General features: G+C 65.2%; 4 protein-coding genes. All 4 read left to right on the top strand.

What is annotated here, in order from left to right:
• Nucleotides 1-196: hypothetical protein (locus tag ABWU19_RS14680; RefSeq protein WP_435902385.1), on the top strand; the 196-nt coding region annotated here is incomplete at its 5' end.
• A gap of 412 nt (nucleotides 197-608) precedes the next feature.
• Complete coding sequence (locus ABWU19_RS14685) at nucleotides 609-1013, top strand: hypothetical protein (RefSeq protein WP_435902386.1); 405 nt, start codon at nucleotides 609-611, stop codon at nucleotides 1011-1013.
• The gene (locus tag ABWU19_RS14690) at nucleotides 986-1747 is read left to right on the top strand and encodes an ATP-binding protein (protein ID WP_435902387.1); all 762 of its coding nucleotides are present in this window, start codon (nucleotides 986-988) and stop codon (nucleotides 1745-1747) included. Before ABWU19_RS14685 ends, ABWU19_RS14690 begins: the two co-directional genes overlap by 28 nt.
• Nucleotides 1748-1924: 177 nt before the next feature.
• Nucleotides 1925-2206 (top strand): hypothetical protein, encoded by a 282-nt coding sequence (locus tag ABWU19_RS14695; protein ID WP_435902388.1) that lies wholly within the window; start codon nucleotides 1925-1927, stop codon nucleotides 2204-2206.
• Nucleotides 2207-2233 lie beyond the last annotated feature (27 nt).

Raw genomic sequence — 2233 nt, forward strand, 5'->3', positions numbered from 1 at the left:
GCGAGGTGAAACTATGCGTGAGGAACTCTGTCCTGAGTGCCAGGGAAACGGCTACGTGACGGTGGCCTGCGACTACTACAGCGCGAGCTACGGCTACTACCTGCAAGACGAGCGGCCCGTAGCCTGCCGGATGTGCGGCGGGAGCGGGTACGTGGAGGTGCTGGAGGCGGAAGCGGGTTTTGAGGAGGCGGCGTAGACCAGGGGGCGGTGCCGCCCCCCTTTCCTTTTCCGTGGAGGACATATGGAAAAGGTAGCGGTAGGGGAACAGGCCACCCAGCTTTGGAAGCACCCCCTGAGCGAAGAGGAGTTCCTGGCCCTGGTGGATCATGCCACGGAAGAGAAGCTGGTATCGGCTTGAAGCCCATCGGTTGCGGGAGGTGCTCGAGCGGCTCTCGCTGAAAGACGGGCTTTTGCTCTGGGAGGCCCTGGGGGAAGACCCTGGGGCCTTTCCTTTAGGGAACCCCGAGGCCCGGCGGCAGGCGATGCACCGGATAAAGCGTGACAGAGTGTCACAGGGAATCGCAGGAAACCCCGTGACAAAATGTCACACGCCTTTGCGTGCTGGAGAGAGAAAACCCCTTGCGAAAAGAGAGAAACCACGTGACAAAGTGTCACAGGAAAACAAGCGAAACAAAGCAGGCTCTCGCTACCCCGACCCTGCCGGGTCGCTGGCCCAGGAGCTAGGGGGCTGGCGGGCGGGGCTCTTGTACCGGGCCCGCAAGGAGCAGAACGCGCTGATCCAGCGGCTCGCCCATCAGCACAAGGAGACCCTGCTGGAGCTATTCAACCTGGTGGAGTCCCTGCCACTAGCCAAGCGCGTCCCCACCACCCTGGCCTGGTTGGAGGAGTTCGCCAGCGAGATCGAGCGGTTAGGGGACGAGGCCGTGCGGCAGGTGCTGCTCGAGGTGAGGAAGAAGGCCCCCGACCAGCCGCTCTTGTACGCCCGGCGGGTGCTGGCGGGGCGGGGAAAGAAGGAGGAGAAGACATGGACAGCGACCGGCGAGCAGTTCTGAACCTTGCCCCTGTGCTCGAGGCCCTACGCTCCAAAGGGGGGCAAGAAGTGGCCCACGACCCCAGCCTACCCCCCTGCCCTTTGTGCGGCGCGGCGGCCCTGGCCGGGTACACCTTCGAGCGGCCCAGCCAGATCGAGCACGACTGCGACTGTGGCTACCTCGAGCCCGCCCAGTACCAGACCGCCTTGCTCGCCTCATGGCGGCTGTGGAAGGCCCCGCAGTTTTTGCGGGCTGATCTTGCGGGCTACCCCCGCTACCGGGAGTATCTGGAGCGCCCCCTGGAGGCCCACAGCGGCAACAAGGCCGCCATCGAAGCGGCCCGGCGCTACCAGGGGGGCTTGCTGTACCTCTACGGCCCGCCGGGGGTGGGCAAAACCCATCTGGCCCTCAGAATCGCGGCCCGGCTGGTGGCCGAAGGACGGTTCGTGCGTTTCAGGAGCGAACTCGACTTCCTGGCCGAGGAGCGGCTGGCGGCGGCGGGGGAAGGAACCTTGCCCCAGTATGAGCGGCTGGTGCTCGACGACGGGGGCAAGACAAGGCTCACCCCTTTTACTCTGGAACGCCTCTACGCCCTGGTGGAGCGCTCGAGCGCGGGCGGGTGCGACCTCATCATCACCTCCAACCTGTCCCCTGAGGCCTACGCCGCTCGGTTAGGCGAGGTGGGTGAGGCGGTGCTCTCGCGCATCCAGGGCGGGGTGGCGGTGGAGGTGCAGGGGCCGGACAGGCGGTTTTGAACCAGGGGGCCCTCGAGGGCCCCCCAGGTGAGCATGAACCTGTGGGAGAAGGCCCGGGCGTTGCAGGGGCTGTTTCTCCCGGAAACGTAATAAAACGTCCCACATACCCCCCCTCCTGAGGGCCAGGAGGGGGTGAAATGCGTGCTTGAAAGCTAAATACGCATTTTGGAGGTGAACATGCGTAGAATCAACGACCCCCTGGCGCTCAGAGACTACCTCTCGCGACTGACCAGCGAGACCCTGACCCCAGCCCAGGCCCGGCTGCTGCTGGCCTCGAGGGGCATCCGGGCCAAGCGAAAGGCCGTCGAGGCGGCCCTGGCTGCCTTTGGTGCAAGGGCCGCGCAGCCCCCTCGAACCAAGCCTGAACCTGCCCGACCCCGCCTGAAGTCCCTGGATGACCTGCCGCTCACCCCGGAGGAGCGGGAAATCATGGAGCGGTTGCGGAGGGAGCGGATATGAGAACGCTGAAGAACATCGAAGTCTTGA

Origin of the sequence: Meiothermus cerbereus, assembly GCF_051297115.1 — a bacterium.
Classification (GTDB): domain Bacteria; phylum Deinococcota; class Deinococci; order Deinococcales; family Thermaceae; genus Meiothermus; species Meiothermus cerbereus_A.

Coding starts and splice junctions, on each gene's coding strand:
- ABWU19_RS14690 (WP_435902387.1), top strand. CDS start 986: ATGGACAGCGACCGGCGAGCAGTTCTGAACCTTGCCCCTGTGCTCGAG.
- ABWU19_RS14695 (WP_435902388.1), top strand. CDS start 1,925: ATGCGTAGAATCAACGACCCCCTGGCGCTCAGAGACTACCTCTCGCGA.